The organism is Sulfitobacter rhodophyticola (assembly GCF_041281685.2).
GTDB lineage: Bacteria > Pseudomonadota > Alphaproteobacteria > Rhodobacterales > Rhodobacteraceae > Sulfitobacter.
This window is the reverse complement of record NZ_CP166251.2, coordinates 1,114,180-1,140,904: the sequence shown is the minus strand read 5'-3', so window position 1 is coordinate 1,140,904 and position 26,725 is coordinate 1,114,180. Positions and strand designations below refer to the sequence as shown.

The window sequence follows — 26,725 nt, the reverse complement described above, 5'->3', positions numbered from 1 at the left end:
GGGGTTTCGCGATGTTTAGGGTCATCAAATGGACGTTCTGGATCACCTTCTGGGTGCTGGTTGCGGGGTTCTTTCACTATACGCTGCCGCAGCGCGACATCGTGCGGATCGTGAACACCTATGAGGAACGGCAGGATCTGGAAGGCTGGACGCGGATGTTCTGGTCCGCGCCGGACGATCAGGTGGCCAGCCTGATCAATCGCGATGTGCAATTCATTCAGGCAGTGCGGCCCGATGGCGGTGTAGTGGTCTATCGCAACGAGGATACCGGTTGGGGCTGGCCGCCCTACTTCAAGCTGGATACGGCGAACCTGTATACCGAAGCGGCAGATGCGGTTTCGACCAAGGCGGCGCCGGAGTGGTACGTGGTCACGCATTACGGCTGGCGGAATTTTTACCTGTCGATCTTCCCGAATGCGATTTCACTGCGCCCGGTTGAAGGGTCGGATGCGCCCAAGGGCATTCCATGGGTGAACATCATTGTGCTGACGCTTTTTGCGGCGCTGGTCTGGGCGATCTGGGTGCGCTGGCGCCGGTTCCGGATGCGGCGGATCGATCCCACGCTGGAAGCGATCGAGGATGATCTGGCAGAGAAGGGCGGTGCCGTGCGGCGCTGGCTGGGGACGTGGCGCAAGAAGACCTGAGGGCGCGCACGCTGTGACTGGATGGAGCAGGCTTTGCCTGCACGCGATTCCATTCTTTTGATGAAGGACGCTGTCCTTCAAACTTCCTGCGGGATTTAAGGCCAAAAAGAGGGGGACCGGGCGTACGGTCAATCCGCGAAGAGGTAGTCCGTCTGCGCGATTTCCTGCGCCTTGTCTGCTGATATCCTCAGAAAGTCGGAGAGCGCGTCGGCGTTGTCATCCGGTTCGGCGATTTCGCGGATGCGGCTGTGGTTTTCGAATTGCGCGTCGCGGATGCGGTCGGCTTCATAGACCATGTCGTTGCGGATGGTGGGCAGGAGCCGGGTCAGCGTGTCCTGCGAGGTCTGATCGCCCGCAAGGCCCACGCGCATCGCGTGACCGATCAGGTATTCATCCGTGAACTGGCATTCGATTTCAAGGATCCGGGTGACGGAGCGGTCGGAAGCGAAGTCGTTCAGCAGATCAAGGTTGGCGGGGTCAATGCAGACGATCAGGCGGTCGGTTTCGAAATAGTCGAACAGCATCCGCATCAGGGCGCGGCGGTGGCGGGTCCGCTTGCCAAGGGTTTTCTGGATGCCGCCCAGATCGGGCAGTGGCGTGTCTTCCTCGTTGAAGAGGTATTCGATGGCGGGAACGTTGGTGGTCTGGCGAATGCGCTCCAGCACCCGTTTGGCCACGTGCCATTTCTTGCAGACCACGATCAGCAGTTCTCGCTCGCGGCCCAGGGTGGATTCCGTTTCCCAGAACCGGGTAGCAAATCGCCGCCCGATGCGGCCCCTGCCGGAGAGGAACTTGAACAGGCTGCGCCCTTCGTTGCTGATCTGGAATTGCACGCCTTGGGCGGCATACAGAAGGCCGAGGCGGCGTTTGAGGTCCTGTGCCTCTGCGCTGATCTTGCGGGCAAAGAGATAGTCCTGACTGAGCAGGAGTTCGTAGTGGTCGTTGTAGAAGGTCACCGGCATGCCGTAGTCGGTGAACATCAGGAAGGTGAGCGTTCGGCTTTGGATTTCCTCCTCCGGCACCAGATGGCGGACGAGGGTCTGAAAGAAGGTTTCATCGGGGATCCACGTGGTGCGGAAAAAGCGCATCACGTCCCGGCGTTCCTTGACGAAATCCAGCAGCCATTCGATCGTGCGGCGGCGCAGGCACCACCATTGGCTGCCAATCATGATCTGCAGATCGGCGGGGATTTCGCGCTTGAGACCGAGGCGTTTCTGCGCTTCGAACATGGCGTAGAAACGCTTCTTCTGGGTGCGTTCGTTGAACCAATGGCGGTAGATCAGGCGTTCTTCCTTCCAGCCGGTCTTGATCCAGTCGCTTTCGAAGTAGTCGTGGCTTTCGATGAAGTCGAAGTCATGGTCATCGAGGAACTTGTGGGTGTATTCGGCGGATTTGATGGCCATGCAGTCACCCGACAGCATGTAGAAATGGGTTGCGCGCGGGAATGCTTCGACCGCGGATTGTACGGCATAGAGTGTGGCCTGTACCAGTGACCATTCCCCCCATCCGCAGTTGATACGTTTGCGCGCGAAGGTTACCCGTGGGTTACCGCTTAACGCTTCCTTAATCTCTGCGAAGTCGGCGGGGCTGGCGGAGGCGTCGAAATGAATCGACATGTAATCACCCACGGCCGTCAGCCGCCGGGCCTGCCGAATGATGGCGCCTGGGTCCTTGTGGCACAGCAATATGTAGGCGATTTTTGCCATCGCAGGGTTGGCCTGTCTGTTTTTGCTCGTCTGTTAACCTCAATAATGATGAAGTTAGATTGAATAAACAGGATTTATTTGCTTTTTTGTGCCAAAGGCATCGCGTCGGCACAGACGTGGCCATAGGTAAGGGCAGAAACAGATGGGGTTTCCCGGGACTTGGATGACGGAGAGTGAAAGCGTGGTGTACCGCGTGGTGCCGAAATGCGCCTGCTCTACGATTGGACAGATCATGTTCTATTCCGATCATGGCACCTTTTTCGACGGTGACATCCATGATGCGCAATCGGGCATGCACAAATGGGCGCTGGATGCGTCACAGGTGCCGATCACCAAGAACGTGCAAAGCCATGGGTCCTATGCCTTTACCTGCGTGCGCAACCCCTACACGCGCATACTGTCGTCGTTCTTCGACAAGATCTGCGGCATTCAGCGCAACGGAAAACGCTACCGGGGCAAGCTGGTGCCCCTGCTTATCCAGAAGTACGGGATTGACGTGGGGGGCGAGGACGGCAAGCAGGAGTTTGACCAGATCGCCAGTTTCCGCCGGTTCCTGTTGTTCACGCGCGATACCATCCGCTGGCGGCGGCCGATGGACCCGGACATTCACTGGTCCGCGATGTCAGGGCATGTGAGCACCTTCATCGTCAATGGCGGGACCTATGACAAGATCGTCTGGACGGAGAGTTTCAACGAGGGGATGCAGGATGTCCTCGATGCGATCGAGACGCCGCACGCGGTAAAGCTGGCGGATATTCCCCGTTTCAACGAGAGCGAGGGCCACGGCCCCAAACGCGCGCACCCGGTGGAGGATTACTTCGACGATCTGTCGATGCATCTGGTGCGGGAGATTTACAAGCGCGACTTCGAGCTGTTCAAATACGATTTCGACAATCCGGGCAACAAGATGCCGGTGGGCGATATTGATCTGGATGAGGTGCACGCGAAGTTGGGGGACTGAGGCAGCTGGAGGTGCCAGCCGACACTCCTGCGCTGTTTCCTACTGCGCGCCCCTGATCGCTGCCACCACCCGTTTCGCGGCCGCGGCGCTCCCTTTGGGCGAAGGATGGATCATGTCGAGCGCGTGAAAGCTCGCATCGCCGTGGGGCACCATGTCTGCGAGGGAGACAAAGCTGACGCCGGGATCCTGTTTGGCCATGACCGCGATGCGGGCCTCCAGCGCGTCGCCGACTTTCTTGCAGTGTTCGATGGGAGAGCCGAGTCCGGGGCTGCGCAGGTAGCCGACGTAGATTACCCGTGCACCGCTGGCGCGGGCGCGGGCGACTGTCGCGGGGATGGACCCCTTGCGCCCGTCGGGAGAAATCAGGCGGTTGAGCCGCCGCTTGCAACGGGTACAGCCGCAGCCCATCCACAGATCGTTTCCGCCGCCGTTCATCACCACCCAGTCCCAATCGCCTGCGCGGTATTGTTTTGCGATGTTCATGCCAAGCGCGCCGGTGATCGGCAGGTTGTAGCCAAAGCGGGCACCCATGATCGCCTGGCTACGTATCTTGACGCCCAGACCCCGTTCAAGCTGGTGGGGGACCGCCTGCCCGGCCGCGGCATTCGTGGTCATGAAGCTGTCACCCATCACCAGTACGCGCATGGGTTCGTTCGCAGTCAAAGCGGTGCTGAAAAGGCAAAGGGCCATGCCCCAAAAGGCAATGCGCAGCTTCATGACGTACCCCCAGATTCGTCGGTATGATGCCACATTTTTGCCATTCGAATGCGGCGAAAATATGGTGAATTCGCCATAAAGTTGTGGACAATGCCTTTTCCAAACGGCGCATTGTCCACGGTACAGGGCGTTGCACGAGGGGGGCTGCTTGCGCATGTGAACGGCGCACTCTACATCCCATTGCATGGCACAGGTCAAAACCGCATCCAAATCCGATCCGAATTACAAGGTAATCGCCGAAAACCGCCGGGCGCGGTTTGATTACGCGATCGAGGATGACATCGAGTGCGGCATCATCCTTGAAGGGTCGGAGGTCAAATCCCTGCGCGGTGGCGGTGCGAACATCGCCGAAAGCTATGCGGCGGTGGAGGATGGCGAATTGTGGCTGGTCAACAGCTATATCGCGCCTTACGCGCAGGCCAAGACCTTTGGTCACGAGGAGCGGCGGCGGCGCAAGTTGCTGGTGTCGCGCAAGCAGCTGGCGGATTTGTGGAACGCCACGCAGCGCAAGGGCATGACGCTGGTGCCGCTGGTGATGTATTTCAACCATCGCGGCATGGCGAAGCTGAAGATCGGTATCGCCAAGGGCAAGAAGACCCATGACAAGCGCGAGACGGAAGCCAAGCGCGACTGGTCGCGGCAAAAGCAGCGATTGCTGAAGGATCATGGCTGACGGCGAATGAACCGGTACGCCGGATGTCGCTTTCCTTTCTGCATTTTGTCGCGCCGGGCTGAGCAACTGCATCGAAAACAGGCAAGCTGTCTGGCAAGACGTGCAGGATTCCAGCCATGTTCGAACGCCGAATACCCGAGTGGTTGCGCCATGCCCCGGCGCCCTCCGTGCGGGGTTTCGCGGCCCTTGCGGGTTTTGAGGCGATCACGCGGGGCATTCTGATCTCGGTCTTTCCGGTGGCGATGTATAATGCGCTGGGCGATGCGGCGGTTATCAGTTCGGTCTATTTCGTCATCGGCATCCTGTCGCTTATCAGCGGACTGATGGTGCCCTTTCTGAACCGATATGTCCCACGGCGCTGGATTTACGGGATCGGCGCGAGCGGGTTCATCATCGGGGCAGCTTGCGCGATGGTGGGAACGCCTGAATTTATCGTGCTGTCGCTGACGCTTAACTCCGTTTCGACAGTGGTGTGTTTTGTCTGCTTTAACGCCTACGTGCTGGACTACATCGCGCGGATCGAGCTGGGGAAATGCGAGACGGCGCGGATGTTCTATTCCGCTGCGGGTTGGACGGCAGGACCGCTGCTGGGGGTGCTTTTGTGGGGCTGGTGGCCGCCCGCGCCCTTCATCATTGCAGGTCTATCGGCGGCGATGATGGTGGGAATGTTCATGTACATGCGGCTTGGCAATGGCAAGCTGATCACCCGCGCCCCGCGGTCCGCGCCGAACCCGATGCGGTTTCTGGGCCGTTTCCTGCAGCAGCCCCGGCTGATTGCGGGCTGGGTCTTTGCGGTCATCCGGTCCTGCGGGTGGTGGGCGTATGTGGTCTATCTGCCGATCTTTGCCACGCAGGCCGGTCTGGGGCAGCAGTTGGGCGGGGCGCTGCTGTCGGTTACCAACGGGGCGCTGTTCCTTTCGCCCTTCATGTTGCGGTGGATGCAGGCGCGGTCGATCCGTTATTCGGTGCGCGCGGGTTTTCTGGCCTGCGCATTGCTGTTCTTCGCCGCCGGGTGCGGATTTCTGCATCCCGCAGCGGTGGTGGCGCTGCTGTTCTGCGCCAGCTTCTTTCTGATCCTGCTGGATGTCTGCGCGGGTCTGCCTTTTCTGATGGCGGTCAAACCGTCCGAGCGGACGGAGATGTCGGCGGTCTATTCCTCGTACCGCGATGTATCGGGCATCGCGACGCCGGGGGCGGCCTGGCTGATCCTGCTTGTCGCGCCGATTTCGGGGATCTTTGCCGCGGCGGGCGTCGCCAGCTTTCTGGCGTGGCGGCTGGCGGGGCATCTTCATCCGCGGCTGGGGGCATCGCGGATGAAACCGGCCTGAGGGACGCCGCAGCCCGCGCAGATCCCCTTGCCAGCCCCAGCCCGCGACGGTAGTCAGGATTGACCTTCAGACAAAAGGGCTGCGCATGGCTGACGATCCGAAAACCCTGGTTTCAACCGACTGGCTGGCCCAGCACCTCAAGGACCCTGACCTGCGGATTCTGGATGCGTCATGGTATCTGCCCGATGGGGGGCGCGACGCGAAGGCGGAATACGATGATGCGCATATTCCCGGCGCGCGGTTCTTCGACATTGACGAGATTTCCGACGCCCGGTCGGATCTGCCGCACATGGCACCGCCGGTGGAGAAGTTCATGTCCCGGATGCGGGCGATGGGCGTGGGGGATGGCCATCAGGTGGTCGTCTATGACGGTGCGGGATTGCTGTCGGCGGCGCGGGTCTGGTGGCTGTTCAAGTTGATGGGGCAGGAAGACGTGGCGGTGCTGGATGGGGGGATGCCCAAGTGGCTGGCCGAAGAGCGTCCGACTGAAGATATGCCGCCCATTCCACGCGACCGCCACATGACGGTGCGGTTTCAGAACCAGTTGGTGCGCGATGTCACGCAGGTGTCACAGGCCTCCAAGCTGGGAGAGCCGCAGGTGGTGGATGCACGGGCGCCCGGACGCTTCCGGGGCGATGCGCCCGAGCCGCGCGAGGGGTTACGCGCAGGTCATATTCCGGGATCGCGCAACGTGCATTATGAGACCCTGCTGAATGCGGACCAGACGATGAAATCGCTGGAGGAGACTCGCGCGGTGTTTGAGGCGGCAGGCGTGGATCTGGGCAAGCCGGTCATCACCTCTTGCGGGTCGGGGATCACGGCCGCGATCCTTGGGTTGGCGTTGCAGCGCATGGGCCATCGCAACTGGTCGCTTTATGACGGATCATGGGCCGAATGGGGGATGTTCCCCACCGTGCCTGTCGCAACGGGAGACGCGTGATGTTCGAGACCCTTAAGGCACAGCCCGCTGATAAAATCCTGGCCCTGATGCAGATGTACCGCGAAGATCCGCGGGACACCAAGATCGATCTGGGGGTAGGGGTCTACAAGGATGCGACGGGCCTGACGCCGATCATGCGCGCGGTCAAAGCCGCCGAACAGCAGATCTGGGAAGCGCAGGATACCAAGGTCTATACCGGGTTGGCGGGCGATCCGGCCTTTGGCGATGCGATGATCAGCCTGGTGCTTGCGGATGCGGTGCCGCGCGAAAACGTGGCTGCGGTGGCCACGCCCGGTGGCACCGGTGCGGTGCGGCAGGCGTTCGAGATGATCCGAATGGCGCGGCCCGATGCGCGCGTCTTCGTTTCCGACCCGACCTGGCCGAACCATTTGTCGATCCTGAAGTATCTTGGGATGGAGATGGTTCCTTATCGCTATTTCGATGATGAAACGCGGGGCGTTGATTTTGACGGGATGATGGCGGACCTGAAGGGCGCAAGGGCAGGCGATGTGGTGCTGCTGCATGGGTGCTGCCACAACCCGACCGGAGCGAACTTGAACACGGCGGAATGGGATGCGGTGATCGAAGTGTTGTTGCAAACCGGAGCGACGCCAATGATCGACATTGCCTATCAGGGTTTTGGCGATGGGCTGGACGCCGACGCTGCGGCCACCCGCAAACTGGTTGCCGCCGTTCCGGAATGTCTGATCGCCGCGAGTTGTTCGAAGAACTTCGGCATCTACCGCGAGCGGACGGGGCTGTTGATGGCCATTGCGGCGGATGCGTCGGCGCGGGGATTGAACCAGGCCACGCTGGCGTTTCTGAACCGCCAGAATTACAGCTTTCCGCCCGATCACGGGGCGCGGATCGTGACAACCATCCTGAATGACGACGCGTTGCGTGGCGACTGGATGACGGAACTGGAAGAGGTTCGAAATGCCATGCTGGGGTTGCGGGAGCAGCTTGCCAGCGAATTGCAGCGGCTTTCAGGGTCGGATCGGTTCAGCTTTTTGGCGCAGCACCGGGGCATGTTTTCGCGGCTTGGAACCAGTCCCGACAAGGTCGAGGCGCTGCGGGAAAAGCATGGGATCTACATGGTGGGCGACAGCCGGATGAATATTGCCGGGCTGAATGCGCAGACGGTCCCCATTCTGGCTGCTGCGATCCTTGATGTGGGTGTCTAGGGCGCGAACCTAGCCTTCCGGGTCGATCTTGCCGCGCAGGGATTTTACCTCTCCGCGGACTTTCTTAGCTTTGAGGCGGCGTTTTTTGGAGCCCAGCGTGGGACGCGTGGCGATGCGGCGTTTGGGCGGGGTGAGCGCCTTGCGGATCAGGTCGGCGAGCCGTTCGCGAATGATATCCCGGTTGCGCGCCTGGCTGCGGGTTTCGTCACATTGCAGGATCAGCGCACCCTCCGTGGTCCAGCGGCGGCCCGCGAGCCGTTTGAGACGGGTCTTGACCGGACCGGGGAGCGAGGGGGAGGTGGCGGCTTCAAACCGCAGTTCCACCGCCGAGGACACCTTGTTGACGTTCTGCCCGCCGGGTCCGGAGGCACGCATGAAGCTTTCCGTCAGTTCCCAGTCCTGAATGATGATGTCGTCATTGATCCGTAGCATGGGAGCTTTATCGCACCCCTTTGTCCGGGGGGCCAGCGGATGCGAAAAGGGCCGCCCGATGTGGGCGGCCCTCTCGAATGGTTCAAGGAAGTGGGTCGGTTAGACCGTGGTCCACTTGAAGGTTTCTACCGCCAAGGGCTGCCCTAGCAGGATACCTCCCAAGCTGTTCCGACACCTCTTTCCAATACCTTTCTTGACACTGGATCACCTCCTTTACATTTGTTGAACTCATTGGGAGGTTTGCACAGGTTTTCCAAAAGACAAAGCAGTTTTTTGTCGCAGGTGATGGCAAGGCGCGGCCCAAGGGGGCCGCACGCGATTTTGTATTTTTGGATGAGGGGCTCGCCCCTCAAACTCCCGAGGTTTTTTTAACCATTTGGAAGGGGTTATGTGGTGCCTGAAAGCCGTGTGGTGATCAGCCGGAAAGGGATCAGTGCAAGGAGCGCAATGGAGAGTTTGACCGCCCAGTCGGCTACGGCCAGCGACACCCAGAGCGGCGCCATGGGGCCCGCGCCCAGCAGCGGCAGGATTTCGCCGGCCCATGCAACATCCGTCGCGGGGTGGATGAAGCTGAGGCTGCCGGAGAAGGCGATGGAGAAGAAGATCGCGGTGTCCAGCGTGCTGCCGATCAGGGTGCTGACCAGCGGGGCGCGCCACCAGGTGCCGTTTTTCAGGGCGGCGAAGACAGAGACGTCAATCAATTGTGCCACGAGGAAGGCGATGCCGGAACCGATGGCGATCCGCAGCGTGACCAGCGGGCCGAATTCACCCATGATCTGGGTGCCGATCAGCGAGCAGATCAGGCCGACCACGAAGCCCACAAGTACGACGCGGCGGGCGGCGGCGGCACCGTAGACACGGTTCATCACATCGGTGACCAGGAATGCCAGTGGATAGGTGAATGCCCCCCATGTGAGCCAGTTCCCATAGAGGAACTGCACGAGGATGTTGGAGGCCACGACGATGGCAGCCATGGCAAGGATGCCGGGAAGGGTGGAGCGTGTCATATCTAAGAACCGTTTTTTGCAAGGGTGCGGCGACTTGGCTTGCGGGGATCGCAGGCAGGGGTGCTTTAGGGGCAAAGCAGGTCTGGTGCAAGTCATTCCGTCAGGAGATATTCGACGACCTGCGTGCGTTGGATGGACAGGAAGTTGTCGTCCGAGATCAGGGTCAGCCGGGTTTGGCCCGCCACATCGGTCCAGACGCTGATGCCTTCGAGGTTGTCATATTGCGCGGGGCCGGTGGTCAGCAGGGTGATGACGCCCCGGGTGGTCTGGTCGGGATCGAAGCGGCGGATGCGGCTGCGAAACCCCAGCGGCGTGGCAGCGCGTTCCAGAAGGTAGAGCATGCCGTTGGCGTCAAAGTCTGCACCGACCGGCAGGAAAGGGCCGTGGCGGGACAGTTGGCCGGTGATCTGCCAGGTGTTGCCATCGAAGGTATAGAGGTTGAAGGGGGTCCGGCGGCTGCCGGAGCGTTCGGGTAGGGCGAAGAGCCTGCCGTCGGGATGGATTGCCAGTGCCTCCAACCCGCTGTTCTTCGCGAAACTGCCAAAGTCCGGGTGGCCGGGCATTTGGGTCATCACACCGGTTGCGGGGTCGACTTCTGCCAGGCGGTGGCGGTGTTCGAAGGTGACGAAGATGCGGCCATCGGGGGCGATGGCGAGACCTTCGGAATCCGTGAAAGGGCCTTTGACGCCAATGCCGTTGGTGTAGCGTATCTTGCGCCAGTTGGTGTTGGTGATGGCGACAAGCCTGCCCTCTTCGCGTTGCATGCGGGCATTGATCAGGCGTCCCTTATCTGTAATCAGGTGGAGCGTTTCGCCCTGATCCCGCACTTCGATGCCCGAAAAACCGCCGAACCAATCCGCCTTGCCCTGCCAGATCAGCATCGTGTCCCGCTGCAGGACGGGGTCGGCGCTGGCGGGCAGGGTGCAGGCCACCAACAGCAGGGCGGCCAGCCAGAGGCGTGCAGTGTGCGTCAGTTGTCCAGAACCGCCTTGCATTGTACGGGGAGGTCGGCAAGCGTCAGTTCGCGCCGGGGCTTGGGCGCGGGCGCATTGGGGTCGCGCGGCTTGGCCGGGGGCGGGTTGAGGATATTGGCTTGCCACTGGCGCGCATCGGCGCAGCCGTCACCGGGGGGTGGCGGGGCCTGATCGACGCAGCCGCGCAGGCCCGCCGGACAGGCGATACGGATGTGGAAATGGTAGTGGTGGCCGTACCAGGGTCTGATCTTGCGCAGCCAGCGGCGGTCGCCTTTTTCATCCGCGCACATCTGCACCTTGGCGCCGGGGAAGACGAAGATGCGCGCCACGCGCGGATCCTGTGCGGCGGCCTTGAGGATTTCGTGATGCGCGCGGGTCCATGAGCTGTTGACGTAGGCGCCTTTGGCGCGGCGCATGGAGATTGACGAGATGCTTTCGCGCTGTTGGCGGGAGAGGGTGAGCGATTTGGGTGGCAACATCCAGATGTCGGCGTCGAGCCCGATCTGGTGGCTGCGGTGCCCGGTCAGCATCGGACCGCCGCGCGGCTGGCTCATGTCGCCGACATAGATCCCGGCCCAGCCCGGTTGCTGTGCCGCCTTGACCGACAGTTTCTTGACCATGTCGATCATGTCGGGATGCGCCCAGTTACGGTTGCGCGACAAGCGCATGGCCTGCCAGGTGGGCCCGGTTTCCGGCAATTGCTGCGCGCCGGCTGCGCAGCCCTTGGCATAGCTGCCATATGCGGCAGGCGGCTGGGCCGAGGCAAAGCTTTTCGCGCCGAACAAGCGCTTGGCCTGCACATTGCTGCGCGCGCCGCCCGAAGAGCCGATGGTGGGCAGAATAACCGAAGCGCCGCTGATATCGCGGTCTGTTTCCCCGCCACAGGCTGCGAGGGTCAGGGCAAAAGCAGTGCAGATCAGAACGCGTGTCAGGGTCATTTGGCAAAATCTCCATCCCGTTTGACCCATGCTAGCAGGATCAGGCCGATGATGAACAGCCCCACGACGGGGGCAATGCCCAGGCGCTGGCTGCCGGTGATGTCACTTGCGATTGCGATGAGAGCGGGGGCAAGAAACGCGGTGGCTTTCCCGGAGAGCGCGTAAAGGCCGAAGGCTTCGGTCATGCGGTCGGGGTTGCCCTGCCGGGTGAGCATGTTGCGCGAGGAGGCTTGCAGCGCGCCGCCTGCCGCGCCGATGGCGGCACCGGCGAGGTAGAACATGATGTCGGGCAGTGATGATCCTTCGCCCACACTGATGCCCATCACCGAGGTCGGCGTGAGCGAGATGATCAGGATCGCTGTTGCAATCAGGACCACGGTGCAGAACACAATCACTGGCTTGGGGCCAATTGCGCGGTCCACCCGGCCGCCGACCCAGCAGAACACCGCGCCGGAAATGGCCGCGATGATGCCGAAGATGCCAATGTCGATGATCGACCAGTTCAGCACCCCCAACGCAAAGATGCCGCCAAAGGTGTACATACCGTTGAGCGCGTCGCGGTAGAACATCGACGCGCCGAGGAATGACATCAGTGAGGGATGTCTTGGCAGTCCCCGCAGGGTGCGGCCCAGATCGGCAATCCCTTGCCGCAGCGGCGCGCGGGGGGTGCTGGGGCGCGGTTTGTCCGCGATGTTGCGGAAAAACGGGACCATGAAGACGATGAACCAGACGGCGGCCAGTGGCCCGACGATGCGCGTGTCGGCCTTAGTTTCGGTGTCCAGTCCGAAGAGCGGCGACAGCCCCACCATCGTCTTGCCATTGGGCCCCGCCTGAAACAGCGCGATCATCACGATCAGCGCGACGACACCACCCACATATCCAAACGCCCAGCCGGAGCCGGAGATGCGTCCGCGTTCGCCTTCGTCCGGGTCCAGTTCGGGCAAGTAGGAATTGGTGAAGATCGTCGCGAATTCCATCCCGATCAGACCGATGCCGAAAAAGAACAAGGCCCAAAGCAGGGAGAAGCTTTCGGGGGCGGTCCACCACAGGCCGGCCGACCCGATGACATAGAGGGCGGAAAAGAACCAGATCCAGGGCATGCGCTTGCCGGAACTGTCGGCAATGCCGCCCAGAATAGGGGCGAGCACGGCAATGCAGACGCCTGCGACCGCCAGTCCGTATCCCCAGTAGGCCTGTGCCTGTGCCTTGGCGGCGCTTTCTTCCATGCCGGTCGCCATCAGGCTGCCGGTTGCGGTTTGCGCGAAGTAGGGGCCGAAGATGAACGTCAGCAGCAGTGTGTTGTAAGGCTGGCTGGCCCAGTCAAAGGCGTACCATCCCCAAATACGTTTGCGTGCCGCGTTGGTTTCCATGGTGATGCCTTTCGATTCCTGAAGCGAGTGTAGATCAGGCTGCCGCCGCGCGCGCAAGCGATGCGACATTGGTCGAAGGTCGTCAGGATGCGCATCGGGTCGATGGCATTCGCCTTGCCCGCGAACGGCACGTGGCAGGGTGAATTGGGTTGCCCATCGCCGCCTGTCGATATCCGCAACGCACAGGGCTTGTCGTGGTGAACGAACCGCCCCTGACCGTTAATCTGTAAGGTATTCCCGACGCATCGAAGCCCCCAGAGTATATTTCGGATCGACGATGTTCCCTACCCGCATGCGTCCGGCTTGGGTGGCCAGAAAGTAGGCCTCGCTCTCCTCGAAGCCGTAATCCTCGACCATCCAGCGCACCAGATCGCGGTAGGCCATCCGTGCCGCGTCTTCCATCGGGCGGGCAGAGCCGACAGACATGATGAAGTCTTCGGTCTCCAGACGCACGCCGGGGATCGTCCAGTTCTTAATCAGGTCAATCTGCAAGACCACGGTCGCCGGGATTTCCACTGCAACGCCGCATAATTCGCCATCACCCTGGCGGCCATGGCAGTCGCCGACGAAGAAATGCGCGTCCTTGCGCTGCACCGGAAAATAGACAATCGCCCCCGGTGCCACATCCGGCAGGTCCATGTTACCGCCCCAATAGTCGGGTTGGAGCGATGAAACGGCCTCGATCTCGGGGCTCAGGCCCATGGTACCGATGAAGGGCTCAAAAGGCAGGGTGATCCGGTCGGAGAACTTGATGCCATCAGGCGTCACTTCCATTTTCTTGACACGCTCTGGAATGGCGGCGTTCAGCATCATGTTGGCGTCCGCCACGAGGGCCCCGAAGCTGGGGATCAGCGCGGTAGTGCCTGTAGGCTGGGGGCCACGCGGAAGTACTGAGTGTATGTGCACGGCCAGCACATCACCCTTTTCGGCCCCTTCCACAGCGATGGGACCGTTTTGCGGGTTCACGAACGGCATGTTCAGCACCTCCGACGGAAGATCGTCTTCGGTCTTGATTGCACCGCCAAAGGCGTCGAGCGTTTCAACCTCAACCACATCACCGGGTGCGATGTGCAGAACCGGTGACGCATAGGGTCCATATACGTAATGAAACGTGCCCTGATCTGCTTCGCTCAGGTGATGGCGCGTGCCGGGTTGGCCCTGTGCGACGGCTTTGCGTCCCATGAAAGAACTGGAAATCCATGACATTTGATCGTGCTCCTGAATTTGTTGTGGCGGCCTTTCCCTTGGCCATCCGCCTCAATAGGTCCCCTCGTAGGCCGCGCAACGCATTGCCGTGTCCATATCAGCGACATGGGCGATTTCGGCGGTCTTGTGGGCGCGGTAGACAGCAGCGAAAGGCCCGGGGAACCAGCCGGTGACAGTGCTATCAGCTTCAAACGCATCAAGGGCGGCTTCCAGTGTTTCGGGCAGGCGGACAAAACCGCGTGCCTGCAACGCCTCTGGTGACAAAAGCGAGAGGTCTTCTTCGGTTGGGTCCGGGGATTTCAATGCATCCTCAATCCCTTGTGTGCCCGCATGCAAAATGGCGGCAAGCGCGAGATACGGAGAGGCGGCGGCATCAGCCGCGCGGTATTCGATGTTGAATTGTCGCGCGATGGATGCAGGGTCCCTGGCGGTGACGGGACAGACCCGCAGTGACGCCTCCCGGTCCCGAAATCCAAGATTGTTATAGGCTGCAGACCAGCGGTGCGGGGTCAGGCGCGCATAGGAGATGACCGACGGCGCCGTGAGCGCGATAATGTTGGGCAAGTATTTCAGCACACCGGCTGCGAAGGCATCGGTGATCTGTGACATGCCGCAGGGTCCGTTTTTGTCATAAGTGACAGGCGTGCCGGCATCGTTCACGAAGCTCATGTGAATGTGCACGCCGTTGCCCACGCTTTCGGGATCCCGGATCGGTGTGAAAGTTGCCGCTTGTCCCTGTGAACGCGCGGCTGAACGGGTCAGCTCGCGCAGGATCACCGCCTCATCGGCGGCGCGCACCCCTTGGGCGGGACCAACAACAACCTCGTATTGGTTTGGCCCGTATTCCTTCATGATGCTGTCGGGTTCCAGCCCCGCCTGTGCCAGTGCCGCCATCAGCGTTTCGCACAAGGCGCGCTGGGCCTGAAATCCGCCGCGCCCGTATCCTTCATTGTCGATCGCAGGCAACGCCTTGAGTTGGAATTCATGCTCGAACGCGCAGATAAGGTTCACGCCTGCCTGATCATGGAGACGTTTGAGCGCGGCTTTCAGCAGGGACCGCATGCAGAAATCCCATGGGTCGCCTTCCAGCGTGGTGATGTCCCCCAGCATGAAGTGTTCACTTGGACCGCCGTCGAAACACACGTCTGCAACGGCTTCAGGGTCGGGGATCAACAGCAGATCTCCAAGCGCACCGAACGGGCTTTCCGCGATGCGGTCAAAGCAGGTGATCTGCACATTCGTGGGCGTCCATCCGACACCGCGTTTCAACCGTTTGTCCAATTGATCAGCGGGGAAGGCCTTGCCGCGCACCTTGCCCGCAAGGTCAGAGGTGGCGGCGAAGATAAGGGGCATCGGGGTCATGTATGATCATCCACTGGTTTCAGTCTAAGCGCCTCCCAGGCTTCCATCCGGGCGCGGGTTTTCTCCCAGTTGTGCTCAGCGATGCGGGTTACGATCGCCTCTGTCACGGCAAGGGCGGCGGAATAGGTGTCCCAAAGTGTGCCACTGTCGATTGGCACGGGCATTACCTCGTGCGCGTGTTTGGCAATCGGCGAAATCCATTTGTCGGTCATCAACACGATGCGGGCCTGTCGCGTTTGCGCAGCTTGCTTGGCCAATTGACCAAGCATGGCTTCGTAGCGGCGAAAATCCACCAGATAGAGGATATCCCCCTGACGTATCCGCAACAGGTAGTCGGGCCAGCTTTCGGCGTTGGCGGGAAGGTGGTAAACGTCCTTGCGGATCAGCTGCAGATGAAAGGTCAGGTGTTTGGCAATCGTGTCGCTGATGCGTCCGCCCAATACATAAATGCGCCGTTTTGGATCGGTCAGCAAGGTGCAGATCTGGGTGAACTGGTCTTCGGTGATGGCATCCGCCGCGATGGCCATCTGAGAGGTCGATTTGGCAATGAAGTCCTTGAGGAACCCGCCTTGCACTTTGCGCTCAGGCGCATGAAGATCAAGTGGGGATCGCATGCCTTGCTTGAGCTCGGAAATCAGCTCGCGCTGAAATTCCTGGTACCCCTCAAGCCCGATCTTGGTGACGAACCGTGAGATGGACGGTGCGGAGACTTCTGAGTGTTTGGCAAGCTCATGGATCGGCGACAGCCCTGAAAACGGATAATCCGACAGAATTGCCGCTGCCAGCTTGCGCTCGCCGAGTGTCAGGTTTTCGGCCTCTTTCTCAATGCGGTCCCGGATCATCATAGATGGTTTGCGTGCCCTTCTTTTGGGCAAGGGTGTTTGAAGTTTGATTTCAGGTCAACGTTTTTTGTTGACAATGAAACAGAGGTTTCGTCTTCTTCATCGCGAATTATGCAAAAACTCCGCATTTTGCCGACTTCTGCGGCATCTCCCTGAGATGCCGCTCCGTCATGTCTTTGAAATGAGTTTAGCCTATGATCGATAACGCCCATGCAGCCCTGACGCGCGAGGTGCCGTTGGTACCGGATCAGGCGGGACTTTTGTTCATCGACGTCCAGAATTTCAGCGCCAAGCGCGAAGGTGCCGAGTTCAAGGAAATGTCCGACAGTGCGTTCGATGAGACATATGGCTGGTTCTTTGATCAGCTTGGGACCCGCGTTGTGCCCAATATGCAGGCTTTGCAGAAGGGGTGCCGCGGTGCGGGGGTCGAGGTGATGTATACCACCATCGAAAGCCTGACCAAAGATGGCCGGGACCGCAGCCTTGACTACAAGATCACCGGCTTCAACGTGCCAAAAGGATCATGGGACGGCAAAGTCATCGACGAAATCGCGCCGGGCGAAGATGAGATCGTGTTCCCGAAGTCGTCTTCTTCGGTTTTTGTATCGACCCACATCGATTACGTGCTGCGCAACATGGGCATCCGCCAGATCGTGCTGTGCGGTCTGATCACCGATCAATGTGTGGAAAGCGCGATCCGTGATGCCTGTGATCTAGGCTATCTGGTCACGCAGGTGACCGACGCCTGCCTGACCTATTCCGAGGATCGGCATGAGAACTCCTTGCGCACGATCAAGGGCTATTGCCGTCAAGTGACCACACAGCAATTGCTGGAGGAACTTTCGCGCAATGAGTGAGGCAGCGCTTTTTTGCCATCCGGCACGATTGCGAGCGGCAAATATCACGCGCACGCTTGTCTGCGTTGGCCTGTTGGCGGTGGTCGTTGCGATCCTGACGGTGTTGTTTGGGCGCGCGGGCGAACGCATTGCGGTCCAGCTTTGCGTGAATGTGGCGGCGGTCGTGGCGCTGGGGGTTTTTTGCGGGAACACCGGTATTGTGTCTTTCGGGCATGGCGCGTTCATGGCCATTGGCGCCTACCTTTCGGGGCTCTTGACCATGCCAGCGGGTATTCAGCGGACAGCCTTGCCTGAATTGCCCACTTTTCTGGCCGGTCACGAAACATCGCTTTGGGCGTCCTTGCCTGTGGTTGCTTGCGTGGGTCTGGCCTTTGCCATGCTCAGTGGAAGTGCCATTGCGCGGCTGACGGGCGCATCGGCTGCGATTGCTTCGCTGGGGTTGCTGATCATCACGCACGGCGTTGCCATCGGCGCGCGAGAGATTACGCGCGGCAGCCAGACTTTTTTCGGTGTGCCGCGCATCGTCGATCTGACCCTCGCCTTTTGTGCGGCGGTCGTGTTCATCATTCTGGCGCGGCTCTATCGTGAAAGCCGTCTGGGTCTCTTTGCGCGGGCGGCGCGTGATGATGCGGATGCGGCGGCGGCATTGGGCATCAACCCTGGGCGCAGCCGGTTTATCAGCTGGTGTTTGTCCGGCACCATGTGCGCTGTCGCGGGTGCGCTTTATGGCCATATGCTGGGCGCGTTTTCGCCAGCGTCATTTTATCTGTCTTTGGTTTTTGCACATGTGGCGATGATGATCGTCGGTGGTATGGCCTCCGTTGGGGGCGCGGTGACGGGGGTGATCGGGGTGACCTTGTTGCAGGACACCGTTCGCCAGTTTGAAGGGGGGGTCGAAGTTTTCGGCGCCACCTTGCCTGCTGTCTTTGGCCTTACGACGGTATCACTGGGTCTGGCGATCCTTCTGGTGATCTGGCAGCGGCCCACCGGCCTTGTCGGCAGTTTTGAACTGGGGCCGGGGGCAGGCGCGCGTTTCTTCAATCGCGTCACTGGCAAGACCGAACCAGCCCCGGCGCCAAAAGTCGTTGAGGGGGCAACGCTTTCGGCGCAAGGACTGTCCAAGAGTTTTGCGGGCGTCAAAGCTGTCGCAGACATGAGCTTTGAAGCGCCTACGGGCCGTGTCACGGGTCTGATCGGGCCAAACGGCGCAGGCAAATCCACGTTGGTCAACCTGATCACCCGCCAATATGAGGCCGATGCAGGCAAGACCTTGTTATCCGGCAAGGACCTCAGCCACGTGTCGCGCGAAGGTATTGCGCGTGCCGGCGTCTCGCGCAGTTTTCAGAACCTGCGCCTGTTTCAGGGCCTCACCGTTTATGAAAACGTGCTGGTTTCGGCGTTGGCCGCTGGACACTCCAGCGCGCACGCCGCGGCTGTCGCCTTGCGTGAACTCGATGCTTTTGATCTGGGCGCCCTGGCCGCGACGCGCGCTGACGCGTTACCCTACGGGGCACGCAAGCGGTTGGAGGTCGCGCGGTCGCTTGCACAGGAGCCGGTGATCTTGCTGTTGGATGAGCCCGCCGCAGGGATGAACCCAGCGGAGACAGACGACCTTGCCGACAGGCTGATCAAAGTACGCGATGCGCGGGGCATCGGGATTTTGTTGATCGACCATGATCTGCGGTTCGTGAACCGGTTGTCCAGCTGGACGGTGGTGATGAACCGCGGCACCTTGATTGCGCAGGGAACACCCGAAGAGGTGCGCGCCGACCCGGCGGTCATCGAAGCCTACATCGGACGCGGCCGCACAGCGGCGGCCATCGCCAATACGAAGGAAGAAACCACCCCTCAACAAGGAGTAAGACCATGACTTTTAGAAATCTGCTTTTGACTGCGACAAGTGCGCTGATCGTCGCCAGTGCTGCAAGCGCCGAGGACTATGTAATCGGCGTTATGTCTGCCCAATCGGGGTATCTGGCCCCTTACGATGGCCCCGCCTACGCGGGCTTTCAATTTTGCGTCGATCAGAAGAACGCCAATGGCGGGTTGAACGGCACGCATATGGTGAAGACCATCGTCAAGGATACCCGCTCCGACATTGCGGAGGGTGTGAAGGTCGTTCAGGAGATGATCGACGATGGCGCACAGTTTATCGTGTCCTCCGCCGATGCCGATCCGACGATCGCCGCGGCGCAGATCACTATGGCCGACGGCATCCCGACGATGACATTTGCAGGCACGGCACCTGTTCTCACGCAAGTGGGGGAGCATGTGTTCGGCAGCTATCCGGCGGACAACCAACAAGGCGCGGTGCTGGCTGGTTATGCGCGCGACCAGGGGCTGGAAAAGGCCTATCTGCTGGTATCGCCCGACAGCGCGTATACGCTGGGCGGCCCGCGTTATTTTGGTGAGGTCTTCTCCGGGCTTGGCGGAGAGGTTGTGGGCGAATCCAGCTTTTCACTGAACCAACCGGATTTTTCTGCCATCGTCACCACGATCAAGGCTGCTGATCCGCAACCGGACGTGATCGTCACATGGGCGTGGGAGCCTGATTTCCCCGCCTTCATCAAAGCGTTGCGCGGCGCAGGCGTCACGACGCAGGTGATGGGCGGCGATGTGCTGGACACGCCAACCGTGCGTGGTTTGGGCGATGTCGTGGACGGCGTTGTGCACACATCCGGCGGTTTCCCTGACGAAGGCTCCGCCTATGCCAAGTTCATCGAGGAGTTTACGGCAGCTACGGGCACAACACCCGACAACAACTATTATGCAAGCGGCTGTGACATCGTGAATATGATTGAACAGGCCGTCGCTGCGGCGGGTACGACAGAACCGCGCGCAGTTGCAGCCGCCATGGCAGAGATTGAGAACGGTACCGCCATCATGTCCGACTTTACCTTCAAGGGCACAGACCGGATGCCGCTGCGCGATGTCGTGGTTGCGCGGATCAAGGCAGATGGCAGCAAGGAATTCGTCATGCGTACGCAGGCGGACATTGCCACTTTGCCCAAGCCATAAGGCCAAGTCCAAATGGAAGCCGCACTTACCCTCAAGGGCCTTGATGTCCGATATGGCCCTGTACAGGCCACGCGTGGCGTGGACCTGACGGCGGCCTTGGGCGGCGTGACGGCCCTGCTGGGCGCCAATGGCGCGGGCAAGACATCAACCGTGATGGCCATTGCGGGTGCCCGCAAGATCTTTGCGGGATCGGTTTCCATCTTTGGCCAGGACATGACAGGGGCCACGCCCGACGCCATTGTGCGTGCGGGCGTGGCCATTTCACCCGAAGGGCGGCGTGTCTTTTCCGCTCTTTCGGTCGAAGATAATCTGACGCTGGCGGGTTCAGTACTTTCTGATGCGGCAAAGGCGGCTGCCCGCAAGGACGCGATGATGGAACGCTTTCCCATTCTGGGCGAACGACGCAGGCAATTGGCGGGCCTTCTTTCGGGCGGTGAACAGCAGATGCTGGCCGTTGCACGCGCCTTGATGAGCGGACCGCGCCTTTTGCTGATGGATGAGCCATCATTGGGGCTGGCGCCGCAAATGGTCGACACGATTTTTGGCATTATCGAGGAGTTGCGTGATGAAGGCATATCCATCCTTCTGGTGGAACAGAATGCGATCCTTGCCCTTGATGTGGCAGATCATGCCGTGGTGCTGGCAAACGGTGCCGTTGCCGCGTCAGGGCCGCCGGAGGACTTGAAGAATGACAAGCTGCTGCAAGCGGCCTATCTGGCGGCCTGACGGATGGATTTGATCCTGCAACAATCCATTAACGCCATCAGCCTTGGCGGGGTGTACGCGATGCTGGCGCTTGGCCTTGCCATCGTGTTTTCCATCGTCGGGCTGATCAATTTTGCGCATGGCGATATCATGACTTTCGGGGGATACGGCATTTTCCTTGCGCTGGTGTTCGGGATGTCGCCGGTGATGGCTTTGGCCGTGGGGATCGGGGCGGCCGTCGTAATGGCACTGACGCTTGAGCGTACGGCCTTCAGGGCAATGCGGGGGGCGGATGTCGTGACCCTGCTCATTACCAGCTTTGCGGTCTCAGAGATCCTCAAGGTGCTGTTCCAGAACGGGATTTCTGCGCGGCCCGTCCCAATATCATTTCCGGCATCATGGTCGGGCACTTATCAGATCGGTGGGGCCACCATTGGCGTCGTACCAACGGTTTCGATCATCGTGGCGTTCACCTCGCTGGTGGGGCTGACACTGGTGCTAAGACGTACGGCCACGGGCATGGCCATGCGGGCCGCCGCCGAAGATCTGGAGATGCTCAAGCTGTTGGGCGTGCGGGCCAACCGTGTCGTTGCCATCGCCTTTGCCATCTCCGGCCTTCTGGCGGGTATCGCGGCGGTGATCTGGACTGCGCAAAGGGGATCTGTCGACCCGATGATGGGCTTCTTTCCGGTGCTCAAGGCCTTTATCGCCACGGTACTGGGCGGGTTGGGCAGCCTGAGCGGCGCTGTTCTGGGCGGTTTCGTGATTGGTGTTCTGGAAGTCCTGACGCAGGCATTCCTGCCTGACAGCCTGTCGCCCTACCGCGATGCGATTGTGCTGGCGATGGTGATTGCGGCCTTGCTCTGGCGTCCTGATGGGCTGTTGCCTGCCACAACTGGCAACCGGTCTTGATCAGGTGGTGCAATCTGGGCGAAGGCGCTGATTTGTGGAATTGGGTTTTGATATGGCCAGACAAACCTTGATCACGAACGGAGATCCCGCCCCCGTTGAATGGGTCAACCCAGATAGCAACAGCCCCGTTTTGTTGTTGTGCGAACATGCCGGGCAGGCGATACCGGCGCAGCTTGGCGGACTAGGCCTTCAAGAGGGTGCCGTCGACAAGCACATCGGATGGGATATCGGCGCAGAACCTTTGTCGCGACGGGTTGCAGAAAAACTCAGCGCGCCACTGATCCTGCAACGCTACAGTCGGCTGGTTGTGGATTGTAACCGCCCGCCTGAAGCGGAAGGGTTCATTCCGCCGATCAGCGACCAATGCGTCATTCCGGGCAATCAACATCTTGAGGCGCAAGAACGGCTTGATCGCAAGCGGGAAATCTTTGACCCGCTAGACGCGGCAATCCGCGAAGGCTTTGATTATAGCCCGCGAAAGGCCGCATTTTCCATTCACACCTACACCCGCCAGATGCAGGGCGGGACAAGGCGTAAGTGGGACGCGGGGTTCTTGTGCCGCCGTGATTTGGCCGCGGCGGAAGCGCTGATGGGCAGCCTTTCCCGCCGCCACCCGGACCTGACGATGGAAGTGAACCAGCCCTATCAGATTGACGATACCAGCGATTGGTTCATCCCCGTGCATGCAGAGCCGCGCGGCCTGCGCCATACGCTGATCGAAGTGTGCAACGATCAGGTGCAGACTGAGACGCAGATCGAGCTTTGGGCAAAAATGATTGCCGACGCCATTCAAGATCTGGTTGCAGTCGCCTAGAAACGTGCGCCTGATTGCGCGGTGGATGTAGATGATCCAGACCAGTGCAGAAAACATCAGTGGAGGGGACCCTTGGCACATCATTGGCAGCAGGCCTTGCGTGACATATGGGGCATAGAGGCCAGCCTGACGCCGCTTGACGGTGAGTATGACCTGAACTTTCTGGCGCGCGGTGAACAGGAGCATGTGCTCAAGGTGATGCGTGCGGGCTGCGCCCCTTCGTTCATTGACATGCAGTGCCGGGCGCTTGCGCATATCGCAGCGACAGCGCCGGATGTTTGTGTGCCTGCCGTTATCAGGACGATGGCGCGTGATCTGTACGCGATAGTGCCGGATCAAAAGGGCGAGATGCGGATTGTCTGGCTGCTTGAGAAGATAGAAGGGCAAGTCTTTGCGGATTTTCGGCCGCAGTCGATCGAGCTGCTTGCCGACGTGGGCCATTCAGTTGGCAGGATGGGGCGGGCCTTGGCCGATTTCACGCATCCGTCACTGGCGCGGGATTTCAAATGGAACCTGACGCAAGCAGACTGGATCACGGATAAGATGGACGTCATTCCCGATCCTGAGCGGCGTCGCCTGATCGCTGACATCGGGGCGGGCTACCACAGGGTGAAACAAATACTGGCCACCTTGCCTGCGGTCGCGATCCATAATGACGTCAATGACTGCAACATCATTGCAAACGGGGGTCTTGCCACCGCACCACATGTTTCCGGCGTTATTGATCTGGGTGACATGTGTGCCAGCCCCCGCGTTTGCGATCTGGCCATCACATGCGCCTACATGGTCCTGGATCAACCCGATCCCGAAGCTGCGCTGGCCGCGGTCGTCGGCGGGTATCATAGCGCATGGCCCTTGACGGCAGGCGAGGTCGATTTGATTTGGCCGCTGTTGCGGATGCGGCTTGCCGTCAGTGTGGTCAACTCCACGCAGATGGCAATTGAAAATCCCGACGACCCCTATGTCGTGATCTCGCAAAAACCGGCCTGGGCGTTTTTGGAAAGTGGTGCTGTGAACGCCGAATTGATCAGCGCCCGATTGCGTGTCGCCTGCGGATTGCCTGTAACAGATGCGGCCCCGCGTATTCTGGCTTGGCTAGATCAACAGCGAGGGCAGTTTGCACCCTTGATGGGAAAGTCGCTGGATGCGGCACCGATGGGGAGCCTTTCGGTGGAGAATTCAGCCAGCCCGATCAACCCGTTCGACCTTCCCGTCGCCGAGGCTGGGAACATCGGCCAAGAATTCGACATCGGCGATATCTGGCTGGGCTACTATCGGGAGCCGCGCCTGATCTATACTGCGCCCGCATTCCAGCGCGGGCCGTGGAAAGCATCAAACCGGCGCACGGTTCATCTGGCGATAGATGCCTTTGCCGCTGCGGGCACCGAATTGCACGCGCCCTATGCCGCAACCGTTCACACGATTGAAAACAGGACCGATCATCTGGATTATGGCGGCGTGGTGATCCTTGCGCATGAAACGCCTGAGGGCGACGCGTTCTTTACACTCTATGGTCATCTCAACCCCGAGGTTTGCACGCGGCTCAAGGTGGGGCAGCAGATTGGCGCGGGCGACGTGTTTGCGCGGTTGGGCGATGTGACACAATCAGGGGGCTGGGCCCCGCATGTCCATTTCCAACTTGCCCTCACAACAGACGGTATGGGGCAGGATTGGCCGGGTGTCGCAGATCCAGATGACATTGAATTCTGGGAGGCGCTATGCCCCAACCCTGCCGCACTGCTGAACCTTGAGGACGGATATGCAGAGTATCACCCGATGGACAAAAAGCAGGTGCAGGCGGATCGCAAACGGCTTTTTGGCGATAATCTGAAGTTGAGCTATGCGGATCCGGTCATGTTGCTCAGAGGATGGAAACATCATCTGTTTGATGAATTTGGTCGGCCCTATCTGGATGCCTACAATAACGTGCCGCACGTGGGCCACGCGCATCCGCGCATTCAGGCGGTCGCGGCGGACCAACTGCGGCGGATGAATTCCAACACCCGCTATCTGCATCCGGCACAGGCAGCCTTTGCTGAGAAAATCATCTCCAAGCTGCCTGATCCCCTTTCCGTCTGCTTTTTCGTGAACTCCGGTTCGGAGGCGAACGAACTGGCGCTTCGTCTGGCGCGGGCGGCTTCCGGCGGGCGCGATATGATCACGCCGGATCATGGCTATCACGGCAATACCACGGGCGCGATTGATCTTTCGGCGTACAAGTTCAATGCCAAGGGCGGTGTCGGCCCCAGCGATTGGGTGCACCTGATCGAGGTTGCGGATGACTATCGCGGGCGGCATCGCCGCGATGATCCGGACCGCGCCGAGAAATATGCGGCACAGGTCGATGATGCGTTGAAGCGGATCGCACAGAAGGATGGCACACTGGCCGGGTTCATCGCGGAGACATTTCCCAGTGTGGGTGGCCAGATCATTCCGCCGGTTGGGTATCTGCCAAAGCTCTACGATCGGATCCGTGCCGCTGGTGGGATTTGCATCGCCGATGAAGTGCAAACAGGTCTCGGCCGGTTGGGCGATTTCTATTTCGGGTTTGAACAGCAAGGTGCGGTGCCTGACATCGTTGTGCTGGGAAAGCCCATCGGCAATGGTCATCCCTTGGGCGTCGTCGTGACCACCCGCGCCATTGCAGATGCGTTTTCCCAAGGACCGGAATTCTTTTCAACGTTCGGAGGATCGACCTTGTCGTGTCGCATCGGCAAGGAAGTTCTTGATATCGTGGATGATGAAGGGCTGATGGAGAATGCCCGCCTGATGGGAAACAAATTGCAGGACGGCCTGCGGGGTCTGGCCGACCGGCATGAGTTTGTCGGAGATGTACGCGGCTATGGCCTGTTTATTGGCGTTGATCTGGTGACGGACCGCGACACACGCGCACCGGCCACCGCCGTGGCGGACTACGTGAAGAATGCCATGCGCAACCACCGCGTCCTCATCGGGTCAGAGGGGCCTGCGGACAATGTCCTGAAAATCCGCCCGCCACTGACAATCGATGCGAATGCGGTCGACATGATCCTTGCAGTACTGGACCGCGTACTGGCGGAGGCAAGTTGCCTCCATGCGCTAGAGACGCGGTAGGCCGCTGCGATAGGCCGTTTTGCGACCTGCGCAAGGTATCCTTGACAACTGCCTCAGGTTTCACATCTCCAAGCCATGGCAAAGCGGCAGGCAGTTGTCGCGCAAGACATGCACCTTGCAAGGCCAACTGTCCGGGGACCGTGTCATCGTGCGGATCTCTCAGCGGCACGATCGGTGTATGACGGCCAAGTATTGTGCTATGATATGCTTTTTCCCCTTTGTGCCGCTTTGGCAAAAAAGGGTTTGAATTTAGCTGAAAACAAGGGAATTAATCATGCCTGTTGCGCGCGGCAGAAACCCTGCCAAAGCGCGGGGATTGGAGGTCCGGATACGTGATAAGGCTTGTATACTTCAGTACGGCACGGGCTGATGTCCATCGCGGCGAAGTGGACAGGATCGTGGCCCATGCCGTTGAAAAGAACAGGGCTCTGGGGATCACCGGTGCGCTTGGATTCAACGGGCGAAACTTCTGTCAGGTTCTCGAAGGACCCGATGCTGCGGTTCATGACCTCGTCACTGCGATCGAGGCAGACCCCCGTCACAGCGGTTTCAAGATCCTCGACGAGAAGGAAATCGCGAAGCCGCATTTTGCAGACTGGTCGATGCAGCTTGTCGACAACCTCGACTTTTCGCCAGTCATCAACCTGATAGACGACTGAACCAGGGGAGGTCCCTTGCGCAGAAGGCCGCAGGGACTTAACTGTGGCGCAGTCGACGAGAAAGGTCCGCCATGACATCGCTGTTTCAAATCCTGATGCTGCTGCTGAATGTGGTGTATTTTATCGTTATCGCGCATGTGATCATGTCGTGGCTGATCAATTTTCAGGTGCTTAACCTGCGACAGCCGCTTGTTGCGCAAGTCTGGGACGGGCTCAATCGTTTGCTTGAACCGGTCTATGCGCGCGTGCGGCGGTTCCTGCCGCCGATGGGCGGGCTTGATCTGGCACCATTGGTGGTTCTGATCGGCGTGATCATTGTGCGAATTGTGCTGATCAATAACGCGGCGGCTTTCTATTAAATAATCGGGGTCTTGTTCACACTT

25 protein-coding genes are annotated in these 26,725 nt (G+C 60.1%); 15 read left to right on the top strand and 10 right to left on the bottom strand.

Translation table 11 applies throughout. From position 1 onward, the window contains the following. Nucleotides 1-11: 11 nt before the first annotated feature. The gene (locus tag AB4X18_RS06605; RefSeq protein WP_370399338.1) at nucleotides 12-644 is read left to right on the top strand and encodes a DUF1523 family protein; all 633 of its coding nucleotides are present in this window, start codon (nucleotides 12-14) and stop codon (nucleotides 642-644) included. A 128-nt stretch (nucleotides 645-772) separates the two neighbouring features. Here AB4X18_RS06605 and AB4X18_RS06600 read toward each other — a convergent pair whose 3' ends face one another. Continuing rightward, nucleotides 773-2,350, bottom strand: a complete 1,578-nt coding sequence (locus AB4X18_RS06600) for a DUF5928 domain-containing protein (protein WP_370399337.1) — start codon at nucleotides 2,348-2,350, stop codon at nucleotides 773-775. Nucleotides 2,351-2,492: 142 nt separating this feature from the next. On the opposite strand from AB4X18_RS06600, the gene AB4X18_RS06595 reads away from it, so the two are divergent. After that, nucleotides 2,493-3,311 carry a sulfotransferase family protein gene (locus AB4X18_RS06595; protein WP_370399336.1) on the top strand — a complete coding sequence of 273 codons (819 nt, stop codon included), beginning with the start codon at nucleotides 2,493-2,495 and terminating at the stop codon, nucleotides 3,309-3,311. Nucleotides 3,312-3,350: 39 nt separating this feature from the next. Here the strand turns inward: AB4X18_RS06595 and AB4X18_RS06590 are convergent, their stop codons facing one another. Then, entirely contained in the window at nucleotides 3,351-4,028 is a 678-nt protein-coding gene (locus tag AB4X18_RS06590; RefSeq protein WP_370399335.1) for an SGNH/GDSL hydrolase family protein, read from the bottom strand. Between the two features lie 184 nt (nucleotides 4,029-4,212). Between AB4X18_RS06590 and smpB the strand changes: the two genes are divergently transcribed. The 4 genes from smpB to AB4X18_RS06570 all read left to right on the top strand — a co-directional run bounded on the left by smpB (nucleotide 4,213) and on the right by AB4X18_RS06570 (nucleotide 8,153). Next, on the top strand, nucleotides 4,213-4,701 hold the full coding sequence (smpB, locus tag AB4X18_RS06585) for an SsrA-binding protein SmpB (protein WP_370399334.1): 489 nt from the start codon (nucleotides 4,213-4,215) through the stop codon (nucleotides 4,699-4,701). A 116-nt stretch (nucleotides 4,702-4,817) separates the two neighbouring features. Further along, nucleotides 4,818-6,029: an MFS transporter gene (locus AB4X18_RS06580; protein ID WP_370399333.1), complete on the top strand. Its 1,212-nt coding sequence runs from the start codon at nucleotides 4,818-4,820 to the stop codon at nucleotides 6,027-6,029. Between the two features lie 85 nt (nucleotides 6,030-6,114). After that, the gene (gene sseA / locus AB4X18_RS06575; RefSeq protein WP_370399332.1) at nucleotides 6,115-6,969 is read left to right on the top strand and encodes a 3-mercaptopyruvate sulfurtransferase; all 855 of its coding nucleotides are present in this window, start codon (nucleotides 6,115-6,117) and stop codon (nucleotides 6,967-6,969) included. Beyond that, nucleotides 6,969-8,153, top strand: a complete 1,185-nt coding sequence (locus AB4X18_RS06570; protein ID WP_370399331.1) for an aromatic amino acid transaminase — start codon at nucleotides 6,969-6,971, stop codon at nucleotides 8,151-8,153. Before sseA ends, AB4X18_RS06570 begins: the two co-directional genes overlap by 1 nt. A gap of 9 nt (nucleotides 8,154-8,162) precedes the next feature. Here the strand turns inward: AB4X18_RS06570 and arfB are convergent, their stop codons facing one another. The 8 genes from arfB to AB4X18_RS06530 form a co-directional block, all read right to left on the bottom strand. Further along, nucleotides 8,163-8,585: an alternative ribosome rescue aminoacyl-tRNA hydrolase ArfB gene (gene arfB, locus AB4X18_RS06565; protein ID WP_370399330.1), complete on the bottom strand. Its 423-nt coding sequence runs from the start codon at nucleotides 8,583-8,585 to the stop codon at nucleotides 8,163-8,165. A gap of 386 nt (nucleotides 8,586-8,971) precedes the next feature. Continuing rightward, on the bottom strand, nucleotides 8,972-9,592 hold the full coding sequence (locus AB4X18_RS06560) for a queuosine precursor transporter (RefSeq protein ID WP_370399329.1): 621 nt from the start codon (nucleotides 9,590-9,592) through the stop codon (nucleotides 8,972-8,974). 92 nt (nucleotides 9,593-9,684) lie between these two features. Beyond that, nucleotides 9,685-10,587: an esterase-like activity of phytase family protein gene (locus AB4X18_RS06555; RefSeq protein WP_370399328.1), complete on the bottom strand. Its 903-nt coding sequence runs from the start codon at nucleotides 10,585-10,587 to the stop codon at nucleotides 9,685-9,687. Further along, nucleotides 10,563-11,504 carry a penicillin-insensitive murein endopeptidase gene (gene mepA, locus AB4X18_RS06550; protein WP_432817212.1) on the bottom strand — a complete coding sequence of 314 codons (942 nt, stop codon included), beginning with the start codon at nucleotides 11,502-11,504 and terminating at the stop codon, nucleotides 10,563-10,565. The genes AB4X18_RS06555 and mepA overlap by 25 nt, the downstream gene beginning before the upstream one ends. Continuing rightward, nucleotides 11,501-12,874 (bottom strand): MFS transporter, encoded by a 1,374-nt coding sequence (locus tag AB4X18_RS06545; RefSeq protein ID WP_432817211.1) that lies wholly within the window; start codon nucleotides 12,872-12,874, stop codon nucleotides 11,501-11,503. Before AB4X18_RS06545 ends, mepA begins: the two co-directional genes overlap by 4 nt. A gap of 219 nt (nucleotides 12,875-13,093) precedes the next feature. Then, entirely contained in the window at nucleotides 13,094-14,080 is a 987-nt protein-coding gene (locus AB4X18_RS06540; RefSeq protein WP_370399327.1) for an acetamidase/formamidase family protein, read from the bottom strand. Between the two features lie 51 nt (nucleotides 14,081-14,131). After that, nucleotides 14,132-15,442, bottom strand: coding sequence for a glutamine synthetase family protein (locus tag AB4X18_RS06535; RefSeq protein ID WP_432817210.1), 1,311 nt, complete (start codon nucleotides 15,440-15,442; stop codon nucleotides 14,132-14,134). Continuing rightward, nucleotides 15,439-16,287 (bottom strand): MurR/RpiR family transcriptional regulator, encoded by an 849-nt coding sequence (locus tag AB4X18_RS06530; protein ID WP_432817209.1) that lies wholly within the window; start codon nucleotides 16,285-16,287, stop codon nucleotides 15,439-15,441. The genes AB4X18_RS06535 and AB4X18_RS06530 overlap by 4 nt, the downstream gene beginning before the upstream one ends. A gap of 191 nt (nucleotides 16,288-16,478) precedes the next feature. Here AB4X18_RS06530 and AB4X18_RS06525 point away from each other — a divergent pair, with 191 nt between their 5' ends. From AB4X18_RS06525 to AB4X18_RS06485, 9 genes are all read left to right on the top strand, one after another. Continuing rightward, a complete protein-coding gene (locus AB4X18_RS06525) occupies nucleotides 16,479-17,141 on the top strand; it encodes an isochorismatase family cysteine hydrolase (protein WP_370399323.1) in 663 nt (220 codons plus the stop codon). Beyond that, a complete protein-coding gene (locus AB4X18_RS06520; protein WP_432817208.1) occupies nucleotides 17,134-19,011 on the top strand; it encodes a branched-chain amino acid ABC transporter ATP-binding protein/permease in 1,878 nt (625 codons plus the stop codon). The genes AB4X18_RS06525 and AB4X18_RS06520 overlap by 8 nt, the downstream gene beginning before the upstream one ends. Further along, nucleotides 19,008-20,159 carry an ABC transporter substrate-binding protein gene (locus tag AB4X18_RS06515; protein WP_370399320.1) on the top strand — a complete coding sequence of 384 codons (1,152 nt, stop codon included), beginning with the start codon at nucleotides 19,008-19,010 and terminating at the stop codon, nucleotides 20,157-20,159. The genes AB4X18_RS06520 and AB4X18_RS06515 overlap by 4 nt, the downstream gene beginning before the upstream one ends. 12 nt (nucleotides 20,160-20,171) lie before the next feature. Then, nucleotides 20,172-20,885: an ABC transporter ATP-binding protein gene (locus AB4X18_RS06510; RefSeq protein ID WP_370399319.1), complete on the top strand. Its 714-nt coding sequence runs from the start codon at nucleotides 20,172-20,174 to the stop codon at nucleotides 20,883-20,885. A gap of 3 nt (nucleotides 20,886-20,888) precedes the next feature. Further along, nucleotides 20,889-21,776, top strand: coding sequence for a branched-chain amino acid ABC transporter permease (locus AB4X18_RS06505; RefSeq protein ID WP_370399318.1), 888 nt, complete (start codon nucleotides 20,889-20,891; stop codon nucleotides 21,774-21,776). Between the two features lie 52 nt (nucleotides 21,777-21,828). Continuing rightward, nucleotides 21,829-22,590, top strand: a complete 762-nt coding sequence (locus AB4X18_RS06500; protein ID WP_432817207.1) for an N-formylglutamate amidohydrolase — start codon at nucleotides 21,829-21,831, stop codon at nucleotides 22,588-22,590. A 72-nt stretch (nucleotides 22,591-22,662) separates the two neighbouring features. Beyond that, nucleotides 22,663-25,683 (top strand): aminotransferase class III-fold pyridoxal phosphate-dependent enzyme, encoded by a 3,021-nt coding sequence (locus AB4X18_RS06495; RefSeq protein WP_370399316.1) that lies wholly within the window; start codon nucleotides 22,663-22,665, stop codon nucleotides 25,681-25,683. 332 nt (nucleotides 25,684-26,015) lie between these two features. Further along, nucleotides 26,016-26,342, top strand: coding sequence for a BLUF domain-containing protein (locus AB4X18_RS06490; RefSeq protein WP_370399315.1), 327 nt, complete (start codon nucleotides 26,016-26,018; stop codon nucleotides 26,340-26,342). A 71-nt stretch (nucleotides 26,343-26,413) separates the two neighbouring features. Continuing rightward, nucleotides 26,414-26,701: a YggT family protein gene (locus AB4X18_RS06485; RefSeq protein ID WP_370399314.1), complete on the top strand. Its 288-nt coding sequence runs from the start codon at nucleotides 26,414-26,416 to the stop codon at nucleotides 26,699-26,701. The last annotated feature ends 24 nt before the right edge of the window (nucleotides 26,702-26,725 follow it).